Raw genomic sequence first — 14,964 nt, 5'->3', positions numbered from 1 at the left:
TTCGGCGTCCTTCGCGTCGCCGCATGCGAAAGGGCCGCTTCCCTTGGGGGAGCGGCCCTTTCGTGTGTCCGGGGGAGTGATCAGGAGGCGGTGAGCCGGTCCTCGCAGGTCGCGCCGAGCAGGCGGCCGGATTCGAAAGCCGCTGCGGCGGAAGGCAGTCGGGCCGGACGTCCGGAGGCCAGGATGCGGACGGCGCCCGCCCCCGCGGTGGGCCGTCCGAGGGCGTCCATGCGGCGCAGGGTCTGCCCGGCCACGGCCTCGGCGCTGTCGAAGACGCGCACGCCGTCGGGCAGAGCGGCGAGGATGTCGTCGAGGACGAGCGGGTAGTGGGTGCAGCCGAGCACGATGCCCTCGGTGTCGGCGGGGGTGCGGGCGGCGGCAGCCGCGATGGCCTCGGCGATGACCGGGAGGTCACCGCGGTCGATGGCGTCGGCGAGCCCGTGGCACGCGACCCCGGTGACCTCGGCGTCGCCGCCGAACTGCGCGATCAGCCCGGCCTGGTAGGAGCTGCCGGTGGTGGCGGCGGTCGCCCAGACGGCGACCTTCGCGCAGGCGGCCGCGGCGGGTTTGATGGCGGGCACGGTGCCGATCACCGGCACCTCGGGCCCGACCATGGCGCGGACGTGTTCGAGCGCGGTGACGCTGGCCGTATTGCAGGGCAGCACAATGACTTCCGCGCCCTCGCTCAGGGCGAGGCGTGCGGTGTCCAGCACCCGGTCGATGACCCACTGCTCGGGCTTGGGACCCCAGGGCGCGCCGTCGGGGTCGTTGAGCAGCAGCAGGTCGAGATCGGGCCGCAGCTTCCGCAACCAGGCGGCCGTGGGCAGCAGCCCCAGTCCGGAGTCGATGAGCGCGACGATCACACCTTGCACGGTAGTGAAAGCACCGGCCTGATCGCGAACCGCGGGTCGGAATGTCGCGCTTGTCCAGGTGTGGCCGAGCGGTTGCCCGCGCCCGTTCAGCCCGCGGTAGCCACCGGCTGGAGGTTCGCGGCGAGTTCGCCGCGGGCCTTCATGACCTTGCCCGCCATGCTCGCGCCGACCACGGCGACCAGCGTGCCCGCGCGGCGGTAGTGGGCCAGGAACTTGCGGCCCTTGTCCTCCACGATCTCGATCTCGTCGGCCAGCGCCGGGATGCCGAGCACCTGGATCTTCATGTCGTACTGGTCGCTCCACACGTACGGCACCTGGATCTCGGCCGGGGCGCCGCCCAGCAGCGCGGCGGCCAGCACCTGCGCCTGCTCGCCGGCATTGGTCCAGTGCTCGACGCGCTTGTTGCGGCCGATGGCGTGCGGCCAGGCGGCCACGTCGCCGAGCGCCCAGACGCCGGGGACCGAGGTGCGCCCGGTCTCGTCGGCGAGCACGCCACCGCCGTCGGCGGGCGCGGCCAGCGGAATGCCGGAGCCGTCGAGCCACTCGGTGACGGGCACCGAGCCGATGCCGATGACCACCAGGTCGGCGTCGACGACGCTGCCGTCGGCGAGCCGGACGCCGCTCACCGAGTCACCCTCGGTGACAAGCGTTTCCACCCCGACGCCGCAGCGCAGCTCGATGCCCTCGGCCTCGTGCAGCCGGGCCACCAGCGCGCCGACCTGCTCGCCGAGCGCGGCGTACAGGGGAGTGGGCTGCGGTTCGACGATGGTGACGTCGAGCCCGCGCGCCCGGAAGCTGGCCGCGAGTTCGCAGCCGATGAAGCCGGCGCCCACGATGACGGCCTTGTGGGCCGAGTCCAGGTGGTCGCGCATGGCCGCGGCGTCGTCGTGCGAGCGCAGCACGTGCACGCCGGAGACCTCGGGCAGCCCGGGGATCCGGCGCGGCCGCAGCCCGGTGGCGATGACCAGGGCGTCGTAGGCGGCTTCGGTGCCGTCGGAGAGCCGGACCCGGCGGGCGTCGGTGTCGACGCCGGTGGCGGTGACGCCCAGGCGCAGCCGGATGTCCTGTTCGGCGTAGAACTCGGCGGGCCGCAGCGCGGTGTCGTCGGTTTCGCCGCGCATGTACTGCTTCGACAGCGGCGGCCGGTCGTACGGGGCGTGGTTCTCGTCGCTCAGCAGGGTCAGTTCACCGGTGTAACCGGCACGTCGGAGCTCCTCTGCGGTGCGCAATCCCGCGAGTCCACCACCGACAATTAGAACCTGTTCTACCGAGTGCGACATGTGCCCACCTTAGCGGTTCCCGCAGGCCCCCACCGACGTGTCGGCCGTCACACCCGAGATGCGGCCCAATCGTATCCGGGCATTTATTGATCGGGCGGTCAATCAGTATTACAACGGAATCAGAACATATTTCCTGGCCTTTCAAAGGAGGCATTCCATGTTCACCATGAGTCGCGCGGAGCACGCCTTGACGTTCGTGCTCGGCGTCGTAGCCGCGCTGTCCCCGATCTGGGTGTCGCACAGCGACCGCGCACTGTGGACCCTCGTCGTGCTCGGTGTGCTGATCGCACTCGCGGGCCTGGCGCAGTTGCGCGATATGGGTACCGCGATGACGGGCCGAGCGCTCGGCGTCCTCGGTGTCCTGATGTTCATCTCCCCGTGGGTGATGAACTTCCACTCCTACAGCAACGCCTCCTGGGTCGCATGGATCGTGGGCGCGTTGACGGTCGTGGTCGCGTTGGCCGAGATGCCGGAGGTTGCGGGCCGATTCGGCACCGCGGCGCACCACTGACCGGGTCGCGGCGCGCCGGCCTCGTTCTCCTGTGAAGGGCGGGAGACCCCACGAGGCCGGCGTGTCCGCGCGATATGCTTGTTCCCTACGTCCGCCCGACCGGTGGCGGCCGCCTCCGCTTCGAAGCGTGAGGAGGAAGTCGAGCAGTGCCTGCACCACGGAAGCGTCGCAGCAAGAAGGTCGACGGGGACGCTCGCCAGCTCATTCTCGATGCCGCCGAGAAGCTGTTCGCGGCCAATGGTTTCGACGCCACGGCCACCGCGGCCATCGCCGAGGCCGCCGGGGTGCCCAAAGGCCTCGTCTTCTACTACTTCCCGACCAAGGACGCGATTCTGTCGGCCCTGATGGCCGAGCGCGTCCCGCCGGAGCCGATCGACGATATCTATTCGGTGGTGGTGCCGGGTGATCCGGCCAAGAGTCTGGTCAATATGGACGCCGCGCTGAATCTGCGCGATCACCATTCCTCGGTGCTACGCGTCATCATGTGGCGCGAGGCCGATACCCATCCGGATGTGCGCAAGCAGTTGCGCCGCATGCGCGATCAGCTGCTGGACGCGACCGCGCGGGTGCTGGCGGCGAGTGCGCCGGGCCCGGTGCAGCCGGGGACGCTGCGGGCCTGCGCGGCGGCGTGGGTGTCGGCGATGCTGGCCATCGCGAGCACGGATCGCCTGCACGCGTTGGACGGGCTGCCGTTGCCGACGGCCGACGAGATCCTGAATGTGGCGAACGTGGTGGCGGCGGGCATGACCCAGATGGGTTGAGTTCGCCGCGACATCATGATTGCTGGCGTGTCGCTGTTTCTTCTCCAACCTTCGCGAACCACACTCCTTGTGGGGCAAACATGCGATTCTCACTGCGAAATTCGTGGAGGAACTGGTGAAAGCCAAGCTGTTGCTGCGTATTTTCGGATTGTTCTCGGCGGGTCTGGCTCTCGCGGCGATGGCGCCCGCGGCGCACGCGGATCCGATCTATCCCGCGCCCGACCCGGATCCGTTCTACGCGCAACCGGCCGACATCGCCGACTTCGCGCCGGGCGACGTGCTGGCGACGCGGCCCATGCCGCCGCTGCTGATGTTCCCCGAGACCGCGGTCACCATGGTGAAATTCCGGTCCACCGGCTCCGAGGGCGGCCCGATCGCCGCGGTCACCACGGTGCTCACGCCGCGCGAGCATCAGCCGGGCGGGCCGCTGCTGTCCTATCAGCACATCATCAACGGCCTCGGCGCGCAGTGCGCGGTGTCGCGGGTGCTGTACACCAGCGACCCGAATCTGTATGTGAAGGAAGCCGTCGCCCTGAACGTGGCGCTGCGGCGCGGCTGGTCGGTGGCGCTGCCGGACCACCTCGGACCGAATTTCGCCTACGGCGCGGCCAAATTGGGCGGGCAGATCACCCTGGACGGGATTCGTGCGGTCAAGCGGACGCCGGAACTGGGCCTCGGTGACAGCCGGGTCGCGATGGCCGGATACTCCGGCGGCGGCATGGCGACCGCGTGGGCGGCGGCGCTGGCCCCGCGCTACGCGCCGGAACTGGAGATCGCGGGCGCGGCCACCGGCGGCGTGCCGATGAATCTGGAGAAGATGGTGCGCCAGCTGGGCTTCCAGCCGCATCCGGCGTTCGGGCTGGCCATGGCGGCCGCCATCGGCCTGGAGCGGGAGTATCCGGACCGGCTGCCGATCAGCACCCAGATGAACACCGCGGGCCTGTCCGCCCGCAACGCCATGGCCAATGGCTGCACCAACGAGATCATGGCCATCGGGGCGGGCCACAGCGCGCGCGAGTTCGCGGCCAGCACCTTGCTGATCGACGATCCGACGGCGCTGTCGGTGCTGCAGGAGAACAGCCTGGAGCTGTACGACGGGGTGCCGAATACGCCGATCTTCGAATGGCATTCGCCGACCGATCCGCTGATCCCGGTGGACGCCATCGTGAACACCGACCGCCGGTACTGCGCGGCGGGGGTGCCGGTCGACGTCAATCTGAACTCGTCGCCCGAACACCTGTCCGCGGCAGTGCTGGGCCTGCCCGCGGCGCTGGACTGGGTGGACGCCCGGTTGCGCGGCGTACCGGCTCCGACCACCTGCTGAGCCGGTTCGCCGCCGGGTGGCGCGCGCGTCAATGCCCCAATACCGTTGGTCGTGAGCCGGTTTCGTGGTGACCGGGCGCACGGCCGGAGCGTAGCCCGACTCGCACCGGCCGCCACCGCCCGGTAAGAATGGCGGCCATGGATGCCGATTTCACCACCGGCCCGGGGGATTCGCGTTCCGCGCGTCAGCCGGGTTACCGCCTCACCCACCCGGACGCGCCGGGCACCTCACCGAATCCGGTGCTGACCGGCATCGATACCGGCGCGCACGCCGGGTTGTCCCGCAACGGCCACGACGGTCTGTCCCGCAACGGGCACGACGGCCTGAGCCGGAACGGCCACGACCAGCAGGTGCAGTGGTCGTCGGCACCCGTAACCCTGCGCAGCACACCGGAATCGGAGGCCCTGTCGCGCCGGATCGCGCCCGATCTACCGCAGCGCTCCCCTGACCTGCCGCAGCGCAATTTCGACCTGACCCAGCGCGCGCCGGAGTTGCCGCAGCGTGCTCCGGAGCTGCCGCAGCGCGCCCCCGGACTGCCGCAGCGCACCTCGGACCCGGAGGCCGTGGCCGCCCGGCTGGCCGCGGACGAGCCGTTCTCGGCCCGCATCACCACCGACAGTGAGCCGTTCGCGGTGCCGGTCAACGGTGAGCCGTTCGGAACGCGCCCCGCCGCCGACGGGTCGCCGTTCGCCCGGTCGATCAATGACAGCGGTCCGCTGACCAGTCCCGCCGACAGCGGGCAGTTCACCCGTTCCGCCCCGGAGAGCGAGCCTTTCGCGGCGCCGTCCGCCATGGACAGCGACACGCTGGGCCTGCGTCCCGCCCCCGAGCTGCAGTCCTTCGCCCTGCCGGCCGAGCCGCGGGACAGCGTCTTCGGCGCCGGCCCCGCTGTCGAATTCGAGCCTCCGGTGTCGCGCCGCTACGCGCCGGACCCCGAGCCGCCCGTCCGGTACGAGATCCCGGAGCGGCTGGAAACCCCTGAGCGACTGGAGACCCCGGAGCGACTGGAGACTCCGGCCCGTCTGGAGAGCCTGGAGGCCCCGGCCAGTCTGGAGAGCATGGAGGCGGTCGCCGCGTCCCTGCGCGAGAGCGTGCACGAGGCGCCCCGCGAGTCCACCCGCCCGGCGGGTGCTCCCTCGCGTCGTCGCGCCGCCCCGGAACCCGTTGTCGAGCAGCAGGTTTCGAGCGTTCCCGAGCCGATCGCCGCGCTGTCCGAGCCCGTCGTCGCGCTGTCCGAACCCGCCGCTGTGCCGGCCGAGCCCGTGGCCGCACCGGCGCACGCACTGACGGAGCCGACGCCCGTCGTGACCGAGTCGACGGTGGTCGCGACCGAGTCGACGGTCATCGCGCCCGCATCGCCCGCCGCCGCGCCGGAGTCGAAGGCCTCCGCCGAGTTCCGCACCGGCGACGCCACCATCGACCTGCACCACATCATGCGCCTGCTGGTCGCCAGCCACGATCTGGAAGTGGCCGCCAGCGCCGCCGAATCCGGTGGGGGTGATATCGCGCAGTTGGCCGACGCCGCGCACCGGACCCGTTCGGCGGCCGTGGAATTGGTCGCCGCCTGGTACGGAGGGGCGGACCACATGCGAAATTTTGGCGAGGTCCTCTTACGAGCCGCGGCGGAAACACGGTAAAGCTCGTGGACGTCCCCGGCGAGTTACCCGGACCGTTATGGGATGAGGCGTCACTTCAGTATTCGTTCGAGAGGGCCTTGGATCACTGACTCGGGAGGCGCGATGAGCGGTATCGGTGCGGCGTCGAATGGTTTGACCGCCGATGCGGTGCGAGCGGATTTGGCGGCGCTCGCCGATCCGGCCGACGCGGTGCATCTGCAGCGCTTTTTCAAGACCGGGCCGGGCGAGTACGGCGAAGGGGATGTATTCATCGGCGTCCGGGTTCCGCAGACCCGGAAGGCGGTGAAACGGTTTGCCGGGATGCCGCTTTCGGAGATCGACGCACTGCTCGACAGTCCGGTGCACGAGCATCGGCTGGCGGCGCTGGTGATTCTGAATGGGGAGATGACGAAGGCGTCGCGCCAGCGCGGGGGCGATGCGGCGCGGCAGCGTGAGATTGTCGAGTTGTATCTGGCGGCGGTGCGCCGGGGCCGGGTGAACAACTGGGATCTGGTGGACGCCTCGGCGGAGTTCATTCTCGGTCCGTGGTTGCTGGAGCGTCCGCGCGATCTGCTCGGGAAATTCGCGGCGGGGGATTCGCTGTGGGAGCGGCGGGTGGCGTTGCTGACCACGTTCGCGTTCATCAAACAGGGGGATACCGCCACCACCGTGGAATTGTGTGAGCGGCTGCTCGACGACCGCCGTGATCTGATCCAGAAGGCGGTGGGCTGGATGCTGCGCGAGATCGGGAAGCGGGTGGATCCCGCGATTCTGACCGGATTTCTGGACGCGCACGCGGCGGCGATGGGCCGCACGGCGTTGAGTTACGCGACCGAGCACCTCACCCCGGAGCAACGGGCGCACTACCGCGCCCAGCGGTGAACACCGCGCCGGTAGCCCACGCTGCCGGGTTGCTGTGATGCATCGCTCGAGGGATTTATCCTGACAGTTCACCCTGTGTTCAGTTTACGTTCATTTGTCGAGACCACTCTGTGATCAGTCGGCAATGGCCGATACCAGCTCGAAACGAGTTGGAGCACCCCACGCGGAGACCGCCGCCTTCGGCGAGAGCGTGAACGAACGGTGATAGCTGGGAAATCTCCCGAATCTCGTTCCGCCACCTTGCACATCACGATCCATGCAGTGCGTCGGCAGGGTCCCGAGGGACACCCGCCGTGGTCAGCGCTGCGATACCGAGATTCGCCATGCATAAATTCTTCGCTCAGCCCGTCCGAACCGTCACCAGCCTCGCCGCCGTCGCGCTCGCCGCCTCGGCCATCGCCGCCGGCACCGCCTCCGCCGACGTCAACGGCGTCCCGCCCGAGTTCCAGGGCACCGCCCAGCAGGTCCAGCAGCAGGCCACCGATCTCAACAACTCCCTGCCGGCGCCGCAGCAGGACCAGGTCCGCGCCGCGGTGCAGGGTCTGCCCGGCCCCCTCAACCAGTTGCTGCCCCCGGTCTTCGCCGACAATCTGGACGGCTGGATCCGCAATGCCATGCAGGTCATGAACCAGCGCGGCATTCCGGGCAGCTACGACGGCATCTTCCGCAACATCCAGCGTGAGTCCGGCGGAAACCCGCGCGCCATCAACCTCTACGACTCGAACGCCGCCGCGGGCATCCCGTCCAAGGGGCTGCTGCAGGTCATCGACCCGACGTTCCAGGCGTACCACGTCGACGGCACCTCGTGGGACATCTACGACCCGGTCGCGAACATCTCCGCCGCCTGCAACTACGCGGCGCACCGCTACGGCTCGATCGACAACGTCTTCTCGGCGTACTGAGCCCGGACCGCACAAACGACATCGGCCGCCGCGTGATACAACGCGGCGGCCGAATCGTTTTCGGGGTTCGGGGCGAAGCCCTGAGAGTTCCGGGAGTCGGGTTGTCTCAGAACTGGATCTTCAGGCGGTCCGTCACCGGCCGGGCCTGGCAGCCCAGGATGTAGCCGTTGGCGATGTCCTCGGGGTCGAGGATCTCCGCGTTCTCCATCTCCACCTCGCCCTCCAGGACGGTGCAGGCGCAGGAGCCGCATTCGCCCTCGAGGCAGGAGTAGGGCACGTCCAGGCCCTTGGAGAGCATGATGTCGACCAGGGTCTGGCTGCGCGGCCAGGTCATCTCGTGGGTCTCGCCGTCGAGTTCGACCTCGACGCTGGCGGCGTCGGCGGCCTCCTCGGCGCTGATCTCGACCGGGGCGACATCGGCGAACGGGTCGCCGGAGAGCGAGTTGAAGACCTCGGCGTGGGTGCGGTTGCGCGGCACGCCGAGCTGGCCGAGGGCGTCGTGGACCCGGTCCATGAACGGCTTGGGGCCGCACATGAACGCCTCGTGGGCGGTGTAGGGCGAGACCAGGGCGGCGAAGGCGTCCGCGGTCGGCAGGCCCTGGAGGGCTTCGAGCCAGTGGATGACGACGACCCGCTGCGGGTTCTTGTCGGCGAGTTCGCGCAGTTCGCGGGCGAAGATGACCGACTCGTGGTCGCGGTTGGCGTAGACCACCACGATGCGGCCGTTGCCGCGGGCGAGCGCCGACTTGAGGATGGACATCACCGGGGTGATGCCGCTGCCGGCCGCGAACAGCAGCAGATCCTCGTCGAGGTTCTTGGGGGTGAAGACGCCGGACGGCGGCAGCACCTCCATGGTGTCGCCGGCTTTCACGTTGTCGCACACCCAGTTCGACGCGTAGCCGTCGACGGTGCGCTTGATGGTCACCTTCGGCTTGTCGTCGGTGTGCGGCGAGCTGGCCAGCGAGTAGCAGCGGGCCACGGACCCGGTCAGGTCGCTCGGGATGCGCAGGGTCAGGAACTGGCCCGGCGTGTAGGCGAAGCGCTCGCTGAGTTCCTCGGGCACGTCGAAGACCAGCGAGCAGGAGTCGGCCGTCTCGTTGATGACCGCGGAGACCCGCAGCACGGCCGATCGCGAGCTGTGCGGTACGTCGACGGTGGTCATAGTGTCCTCTCGAACCCGGCAGTGATGGTCAGCCGGAGCAGTCTACCCAAACTAGAACGTGTTCTAGTTTGACTATACGTGGCTGTCGCGCTGCCGGACAAGCTGAGCTTCCAGACCGGCGATCAGCACGTCCATCGAGAAGTCGTAGGAGAACTTGCCGCGCAGATCCGCCATGTGTTTGGTGGCGCGCTCCACCGCCTCGGGCAGCACCCGGTCCAGCAGCGACGAGCGGTCGCGCGGGTTCACCTTGGAACGACCGAACAGATAGGTGTGGATGGTGGCGTAGGCGGAGAGCACATTGCGCTCGTCGAAACCGGCGTCGAAGAGGATTTCCATCACGGCCGCGATCAGGTCGAGCTGTTTGCCGAGCATCTGCTCGATCAGGACGTCGCCGAGACCCGGGTGCTTGCGCAATTTCTCGTCGATCTGGTCGATGAGATCCCGCAAACGCATTTGCCACGTGCCGAATTCGGGTGGCGGCTTGCGGACGCCGGTCAGCGCCGCGGTCGCCACCAAGTCGAGTAGCTCCCGCTTGTCGGCGACGTAGTAATAGGGGGCCATCGGTGAAACTCCGAGTTCGCGGGAGAGCCGTCGCATCGACAGCTTCTCCACGCCGTCCTGCCGGACCACCCGCAGGGCGGCCTCGACGATCTCGGATTCCGAGAGGGTGTTACCGCCCCCGCCTGTCTGCATGCGCCCGACTCCCATACCGCCTCGACCACCACGGGCACGGATTTCCGTCCCCTACCTGTTCAACTGCCGATTTTCCTCCCGCAGTGTAGAGCGCACCCGACTCTGCTGGTCGAGCTACGGTCCGATGTGCACCCAAGGTTCGCGGCCGTCCCGATTCTGGACTGACGGAGCGGGGGAGCGAAGCGGAGGAGCGGCGGAGGGAAGAATCGGGACCAGGGGCCGCGAACCCGCCCGGAGCGAAGCGGAGGGCAAAATTAACAGAGCCAGCGTGGCAATCATCATTGCCAGTGGTGTGCTGACTTAGCATTCGGGAATGCGCCATGATCGCCTTCCCGATGGTTTCGGGGTGCGAATCGATCCCAAGGTGCGCACTTATTCCGGTGGACGGCTACTGGTCGGCGGCACGCCGACGAGGTTGCTACGGCTCGCTCCGGAAGCTGCGGCCTTGATCGGTGACGGGTACCTCGAGGTGACCGACCCGGCGTCGGCGCGGGTTGCCAGACGTCTTCTCGATTCCGGTGTCGCGAACCCGCGTCCGCGGCTGTTGCCGTCGCTGGAGGACGTCACCGTGATCGTGCCGGTGCACAACAACGCTCCGGAGCTGTCGCGGCTGTTGTCGGCGCTGCGCGGCCACACGGTGATCGTGGTGGACGACGGTTCGGATCAGCCGGTGCGGATTCCGGAGGCGCGCAGCCGATGCCGGATCACCGTGCTGCGCCGCGATCGCCGGCACGGGGCGGCCGCGGCCCGTAATTTCGGATTGCGATCCGCGTCAACCGAATTCGTGGCCTTCCTGGATCCGGAGGTGGTGCCCCGGACCGGCTGGCTGGAGGTCATGCTGGGGCATTTCAGCGATCCCAAGGTGGCGCTGGTGGCCCCGCGCATCCTGGCCATGGATCCCGATTCCACGGTGCTGGCCCGCTACGAGCACACCCGCGGTTCGGTGCATCGCGGCCGCCGTGAGTCGGCGGTGCAGGCGCACGGCCCGGTGCCGTACGTGCCGAGTTCGGCGGTGCTGGTGCGCCGGCTGGCCGTGCTGGGCGAGGGCGGTTTCGACGAGTCCATGGGCGCGGGCGGCGATGTCGACCTGTGCTGGCGGCTGGATCGCGCGGGCTGGCGGCTGCGCTACGAGCCCGCGGCCCGGGTGGCGCACAGCAATCCGGTGTCACTGCGAAAGTGGTTCTCCCACAAGGTCACCCATGGGACGGGTGTGGCCCCGCTGGCGCAACGGCACAAGGGGATGGCCGCGCCGCTGTCGCTGCCGATCTGGACGGCGGTGTCGGCGGGCCTGCTGAGCACCGCGTCGGGCTGGGGCATCTTCGGCGGGGTGCTGACCCTGGGCGCGACGCTGGTCCGATTACGCCGGGTGTTCGCCGGGCTCGACAATCCGAACCGGGTGGCCGCCATCTATATGACGCGCGGTTTCGGCGGTGCGGTGTGGCGGCTGGCGTCGGCCATGTGCCGTCACTATTGGCCGGTGACGCTGCTGGGCATGCTGTGCTCGCGCCGGATCCGGCACATCGCGATCACCCTGGCCATGGCGGAGGGCTTGGCGGACTGGTTCACCCATCGGGAGCCGGGCAGCCTGGATCCGATCCGCTACGTGTTCTGCCGGCGGTTGGACGATGTGGCCTACGGGACGGGCGTGTGGTGGGGCGCGGCCCGCACCCGCAGTGCGGCGGCGCTGAAACCGACGCTCCCGTCCAGTTGATCAGCGGTAGTAGATCTCCAGTGTGGTGATGCGCCCGTCGGGGCCGAGACCGAAGACGTCGATCGCGTAGGTGCGGTTGCCGGGCTTGCCGAGCGGGCTGGTCGCCTCGAGCTGTGCGACTTCGACTGACGGGCCCGGGATTACCCGCGTGATCTCGGTCCGCGCCCGGCCCGCGAACACGACATCCCGATAGAACCCGGCGATTTCGTCGTGACCCGTGAAAACGCCTCGCGGATTGCGCAGTTCGGCCCCGGGCGCGAAGAGCTTCAGCAGCGCGGCCTCGTCGGCGGCGTTGACCGCCCGCACGTAATCCTCCGAGATGCTCATCTACTCTTCCTCCCCGCGCGCCCGCAGCCGGACCGGCATGTGCCGGACGCCGGTGTGCTTGTTGCTGCGCGTGTATTCGACGGCCCCGGTGAGTTCGGCGGTCTCGACCCGGTCGAGCAGCGCGTCGAACACCACCCGCATCTCCATGCGGGCCAGATTGGATCCGAGGCAGAAGTGCCCGCCGCGCCCGAAGGCGAGGTGCGGGTTGGGCCGCCGGGTGATGTCGAAGGTGTGCGGGTCGGCGAACACGGCTTCGTCCCGGTTCGCGGAGGTCCACCACAGGGTGACCTTGTCCCCGGCCTTGATTCGCTGTCCGCCGAGTTCGGCGTCGCGGGTGGCGGTGCGCCGGTTGTAGGAGGTGGAGGAGGCCCACCGCAGCATCTCGTCGACGGCCCCGTCCAGTTGGGACCGGTCCTCGCGCAGGCTGCGCCAGACCTCGGGTCGTTCGATGAGCGCCAGCATCCCGACGGCGATGGAGTTGCGGGTGGTCTCGCTGCCGGCCGCGATGAGCAGGCTGAACAGCATGGCCTGCTCCATATCGGTGAGCGGCTGCCCGTCGATGGTGGCGTGGGCGGCCAGGGAGAGCAGGTCGTCGGCGGGCGCGGCGGTCTTGGCGGCGAGCAGTTCCCGCCCGTAGGCCCGGGTTTCGGCGACGGCCCGCTGGGTGCGCGCGGTGGCCTCGCCGAGGTCGCGATCGTCGTAGTCCAGGGCGACGTTGGCCCAGCCGAAGAGCCGGTGCCGGTCCTCCTGCGGCACCCCGAGCAGTTGGGCGACGGCCTGCAGCGGCAGTTCGGCGGCGAGGTCGAGCAGAAAGTCGCACTCGCCCTTGGCCAGCGCCGCGTCGACCAGGTCGGCGGCGCGTTGCCGCAGGTCGTCCTCGATGAGTTTCAGGGTGCGCGGCGCGACGCTGGGCATGAGGAGTTTCCGCACGCCCGCGTGCCGGGGGTCGTCCATCATGTTGAGCAGGACTCCGACGGCCCAGTCCACGGGCAGGTCCTCGATGAGGGTGCCGCCGCCGCGCCGTTCTCCGCCGCTCTCGGAGGAATAGGTGACCGAATCCCCGGCCACGGCAACGATGTCGGCGTACCGGCTGACCACCCAGAACCCTTCCCCGTCGGGGGTGTGCGGGGTGGGCGGATGCCACCAGACCGGCGTGTCGGCCCGCAGCCGGTCGAAGACCGCGTGCGGGAAGCCGCGCGCGAACCGGTCGAGATCGGTCAGGTCGATGTCCTCCACCCCACCCACCCTCGCACAGTGCGCGAGCCGGGGCGGTACATTCGGTGAACCGTGTTAACCGAAAACCGGGCCGCCGCAAGGTTTTCGGGGCGGGGTGCGCGGTCGTGATCCGGTCAGCGGCGCCACCGCAACCTCGGCGGGGCCGCCGCGCCGCGCGGATCACGCGCAGTGACTGAACACGGCGTGTTTAACAAGATGCTGCGTAGCTCACATTTCCGCGGGACACGGTTGCTGTGTGACCTGCCGGACAAACGTACAGCTTCCGCCTTGGGCTCTCAGGTCCGCCGGTACCCTTTGGGTGCGGAAAGAAAGGCAAATGGTCAGCAATCTTGCGGGTGGGGGAAACCCTAACCACGGCGCCGAACCGGGCAGTCAACTCGGTGCGCTCGAAACATATGCCGCCCAGGCTCACGGATATCTCAGCCTGGGTGGAGAACAGCTGGGGCAACTGCCCGGCTTGTTACGTCCCATGGTCCTGGAATCGTGGCTGCGCAGCGTGCGCGGCGGCGTGGACCCGATGGACGATGGGGACGGTCGCGGCCTGCGCGGCGCGGACCTCGAGCGCTATCGCGACGCGCATCCGATCGCCGCGGTGATGCCGCTGGTGGACAAGCTGTTGCTGCGGGACGCGACCAGTACCGGTTTGATCGTGGTGGTGGCCGACCAGTTCGGCCGCGTGCTCTCGGTGCACGGCAATGCCGACCGGGTGCAGCCGGCCGCCGAGGCGGGATTGCGCGAGGGCAACGACCTGAGCGAACGCCGGGTCGGCACCAACGCGGTGGGCCTGGTGGTGCGCACCGGCCGCGCGGCCTGGATCCACGGCCCCGAGCATTTCCTGCACCGCATGCACCAGATCACGGGAGCGGCTGCGCCGGTGCACGATCCGGACGGCCGCCTGGTGGGCGTGCTGATGATCGCCGGCGGCGTGCGGGTGGCGCGCCCGGAGATCCTGGCGCTGGTGAAGGCGGCGGCCACGGCCGCGGAGATGGATCTGCTGCTGGCCGCTGTGCGTTCGGGCCAGGACCGGCGTTCGCACGCCGACGCGCCCGCGCCGGAACGCCTGGGTCTGGAGGTGCTCGGGCTGGGTCAGCCGCAGCTGACCGTGGCGGGGGAGCGGGTCCCGTTGTCGCAGCGGCACGCCGAGATCCTGTTGCTGCTCGCCGAGCATTCCGAGGGGTTGTCGGCCGATCACCTGGCCCTGCTCCTCGATGACGCCGATCTGGACAACGCCACGATTCGCGCCGCCATGTCGCGGCTGCGCTCGGTGGTCGGTTCGAACGTCTTCGGCTCGCGCCCGTACCGGTTGCGGGTGCCGATCGCCACCGATGTGGAGGCGCTGCGCGCCGCCCTGGATTCCGGGGATGTGGACGCCGCCGTGCGGCTGTACGCGGGCCCGGTGTTGCCGCGCTCGACCGCTCCGGGAGTTATAGACATTCGCGATGAATTGCGGGTGCGCTTGAGAACGGCTGTATTACGTTCCGGCGACGCTTCGGTCTTGAGTCGGTGGACCGCGGGCGCCGAAGGGCGCGACGACGCGGCGGCGTGGGCGGCCTATCGGGCCACCGTGGATCGCGAGTCTCCGCTGTATGCGCAGATCGAGGCCAAGATCCGGGTGCTGGACCGGCGCTTGGGCGCCGATGCAACGCAGTTGCAACGTTTCGACTCCTAATCTCCACATCCGAAAGTG

Annotated in this window: 14 protein-coding genes; 8 read left to right on the top strand and 6 right to left on the bottom strand. The window is 69.2% G+C overall.

The window, feature by feature from the left end:
- Positions 1-80 precede the first annotated feature (80 nt).
- The gene (locus ACQP06_RS32180) at positions 81-863 is read right to left on the bottom strand and encodes a glutamate racemase (RefSeq protein WP_433668644.1); all 783 of its coding nucleotides are present in this window, start codon (positions 861-863) and stop codon (positions 81-83) included.
- A gap of 95 nt (positions 864-958) precedes the next feature.
- On the bottom strand, positions 959-2,152 hold the full coding sequence (locus ACQP06_RS32175; protein WP_433668642.1) for an NAD(P)/FAD-dependent oxidoreductase: 1,194 nt from the start codon (positions 2,150-2,152) through the stop codon (positions 959-961).
- 157 nt (positions 2,153-2,309) lie between these two features.
- Between ACQP06_RS32175 and ACQP06_RS32170 the strand changes: the two genes are divergently transcribed.
- The 6 genes from ACQP06_RS32170 to ACQP06_RS32145 all read left to right on the top strand — a co-directional run bounded on the left by ACQP06_RS32170 (position 2,310) and on the right by ACQP06_RS32145 (position 8,148).
- On the top strand, positions 2,310-2,663 hold the full coding sequence (locus tag ACQP06_RS32170) for an SPW repeat protein (RefSeq protein WP_433668641.1): 354 nt from the start codon (positions 2,310-2,312) through the stop codon (positions 2,661-2,663).
- A gap of 146 nt (positions 2,664-2,809) precedes the next feature.
- A complete protein-coding gene (locus ACQP06_RS32165) occupies positions 2,810-3,424 on the top strand; it encodes a TetR/AcrR family transcriptional regulator (RefSeq protein ID WP_433591925.1) in 615 nt (204 codons plus the stop codon).
- Positions 3,425-3,602: 178 nt separating this feature from the next.
- Positions 3,603-4,748 (top strand): lipase family protein, encoded by a 1,146-nt coding sequence (locus ACQP06_RS32160; protein ID WP_433673495.1) that lies wholly within the window; start codon positions 3,603-3,605, stop codon positions 4,746-4,748.
- A 137-nt stretch (positions 4,749-4,885) separates the two neighbouring features.
- Positions 4,886-6,385, top strand: a complete 1,500-nt coding sequence (locus ACQP06_RS32155; RefSeq protein ID WP_433668639.1) for a hypothetical protein — start codon at positions 4,886-4,888, stop codon at positions 6,383-6,385.
- Positions 6,386-6,487: 102 nt separating this feature from the next.
- The gene (locus ACQP06_RS32150) at positions 6,488-7,246 is read left to right on the top strand and encodes a DNA alkylation repair protein (protein ID WP_433668637.1); all 759 of its coding nucleotides are present in this window, start codon (positions 6,488-6,490) and stop codon (positions 7,244-7,246) included.
- A 323-nt stretch (positions 7,247-7,569) separates the two neighbouring features.
- Positions 7,570-8,148, top strand: coding sequence for a transglycosylase SLT domain-containing protein (locus tag ACQP06_RS32145; RefSeq protein ID WP_433668635.1), 579 nt, complete (start codon positions 7,570-7,572; stop codon positions 8,146-8,148).
- 106 nt (positions 8,149-8,254) lie between these two features.
- On the opposite strand, the gene ACQP06_RS32140 is transcribed toward ACQP06_RS32145, so the two are convergent.
- Together ACQP06_RS32140 and mftR2 are read right to left on the bottom strand one after the other, a co-directional pair.
- Positions 8,255-9,310 carry a 2Fe-2S iron-sulfur cluster-binding protein gene (locus tag ACQP06_RS32140; protein ID WP_404204528.1) on the bottom strand — a complete coding sequence of 352 codons (1,056 nt, stop codon included), beginning with the start codon at positions 9,308-9,310 and terminating at the stop codon, positions 8,255-8,257.
- Between the two features lie 72 nt (positions 9,311-9,382).
- Positions 9,383-10,003 carry a mycofactocin system transcriptional regulator MftR2 gene (gene mftR2, locus ACQP06_RS32135; protein ID WP_357091178.1) on the bottom strand — a complete coding sequence of 207 codons (621 nt, stop codon included), beginning with the start codon at positions 10,001-10,003 and terminating at the stop codon, positions 9,383-9,385.
- Positions 10,004-10,316: 313 nt separating this feature from the next.
- Between mftR2 and mftF the strand changes: the two genes are divergently transcribed.
- On the top strand, positions 10,317-11,714 hold the full coding sequence (mftF, locus tag ACQP06_RS32130; RefSeq protein WP_433668634.1) for a mycofactocin biosynthesis glycosyltransferase MftF: 1,398 nt from the start codon (positions 10,317-10,319) through the stop codon (positions 11,712-11,714).
- Here mftF and ACQP06_RS32125 read toward each other — a convergent pair whose 3' ends face one another.
- Together ACQP06_RS32125 and ACQP06_RS32120 are read right to left on the bottom strand one after the other, a co-directional pair.
- Positions 11,715-12,041 (bottom strand): nuclear transport factor 2 family protein, encoded by a 327-nt coding sequence (locus ACQP06_RS32125; RefSeq protein ID WP_433668633.1) that lies wholly within the window; start codon positions 12,039-12,041, stop codon positions 11,715-11,717.
- A complete protein-coding gene (locus ACQP06_RS32120; RefSeq protein WP_433668631.1) occupies positions 12,042-13,286 on the bottom strand; it encodes a cytochrome P450 in 1,245 nt (414 codons plus the stop codon).
- 307 nt (positions 13,287-13,593) lie between these two features.
- Here ACQP06_RS32120 and ACQP06_RS32115 point away from each other — a divergent pair, with 307 nt between their 5' ends.
- On the top strand, positions 13,594-14,946 hold the full coding sequence (locus tag ACQP06_RS32115; RefSeq protein WP_357281711.1) for a GAF domain-containing protein: 1,353 nt from the start codon (positions 13,594-13,596) through the stop codon (positions 14,944-14,946).
- Positions 14,947-14,964 lie beyond the last annotated feature (18 nt).

Source organism: Nocardia sp. CA-136227, assembly GCF_050955695.1.
In the GTDB taxonomy this organism is placed as follows: Bacteria; Actinomycetota; Actinomycetes; order Mycobacteriales; family Mycobacteriaceae; genus Nocardia.
The sequence above is the reverse complement of the archived record's forward strand: the minus strand, read 5'-3'. Positions and strand labels throughout refer to the sequence as shown.

Bases quoted from the DNA above. Each gene is read 5' to 3' on its own strand.
- ACQP06_RS32175 (WP_433668642.1), bottom strand. From the start codon at position 2,152: ATGTCGCACTCGGTAGAACAGGTTCTAATTGTCGGTGGTGGACTCGCG.
- ACQP06_RS32170 (WP_433668641.1), top strand. From the start codon at position 2,310: ATGTTCACCATGAGTCGCGCGGAGCACGCCTTGACGTTCGTGCTCGGC.
- ACQP06_RS32160 (WP_433673495.1), top strand. From the start codon at position 3,603: ATGGCGCCCGCGGCGCACGCGGATCCGATCTATCCCGCGCCCGACCCG.
- ACQP06_RS32155 (WP_433668639.1), top strand. From the start codon at position 4,886: ATGGATGCCGATTTCACCACCGGCCCGGGGGATTCGCGTTCCGCGCGT.
- ACQP06_RS32150 (WP_433668637.1), top strand. From the start codon at position 6,488: ATGAGCGGTATCGGTGCGGCGTCGAATGGTTTGACCGCCGATGCGGTG.
- ACQP06_RS32145 (WP_433668635.1), top strand. From the start codon at position 7,570: ATGCATAAATTCTTCGCTCAGCCCGTCCGAACCGTCACCAGCCTCGCC.
- ACQP06_RS32140 (WP_404204528.1), bottom strand. From the start codon at position 9,310: ATGACCACCGTCGACGTACCGCACAGCTCGCGATCGGCCGTGCTGCGG.
- mftR2 (WP_357091178.1), bottom strand. From the start codon at position 10,003: ATGCAGACAGGCGGGGGCGGTAACACCCTCTCGGAATCCGAGATCGTC.
- mftF (WP_433668634.1), top strand. From the start codon at position 10,317: ATGCGCCATGATCGCCTTCCCGATGGTTTCGGGGTGCGAATCGATCCC.
- ACQP06_RS32125 (WP_433668633.1), bottom strand. From the start codon at position 12,041: ATGAGCATCTCGGAGGATTACGTGCGGGCGGTCAACGCCGCCGACGAG.
- ACQP06_RS32115 (WP_357281711.1), top strand. From the start codon at position 13,594: ATGGTCAGCAATCTTGCGGGTGGGGGAAACCCTAACCACGGCGCCGAA.